We start from the raw sequence: 471 nt of genomic DNA on the forward strand, positions 1-471 counted from the left end.
CCCGGGTGATCACGGACGCGATCCACGACCTCCCGGCCGATCTCGGACCCGACCTCGCCGCCTCGGCGGAGGAGACGCTGGTCGAGCACGCCGCCCACCACCAGCCCCGCGAGCTCAAGCGCCTCGGCCAGCGGATCCTCGACGTGGTCGCCCCCGACATCGCCGAAGCCGAAGAAGGACGACGCCTCGGAGACGAGGAACGCCGCGCCCGGGAGAAGGCGTCGCTGCGGTTCCGCGACCTCGGCGATGGCCGGACCCGGATCTCCGGGACCCTGCCCACCACGGTCGCCCAGCGGCTCATCCACTACCTCCAGGCCTACACGTCGCCGCGAAAGCGTCTCGATACGCCCTCGCCTGGGGGCGCGGGCTACTCGACGAACTCAGGGGTGCCGCAGCATCGTGCCTACGCCGAGGCGTTCGCCGCCCTGCTCGAGCTGCTCGACCCCGACCGGTTGCCCGAGCACGGCGGGG

At 72.8% G+C, this 471-nt stretch carries 1 protein-coding gene; it reads left to right on the forward strand.

Going from position 1 to position 471, the window contains the following annotated elements:
- Positions 1 to 471: DUF222 domain-containing protein (locus FHP29_RS21745; RefSeq protein WP_158296592.1), on the forward strand; the 471-nt coding region annotated here is incomplete at both ends.

It is taken from the genome of Nocardioides albidus, assembly GCF_006335005.1.
GTDB lineage: Bacteria > Actinomycetota > Actinomycetes > Propionibacteriales > Nocardioidaceae > Nocardioides > Nocardioides albidus.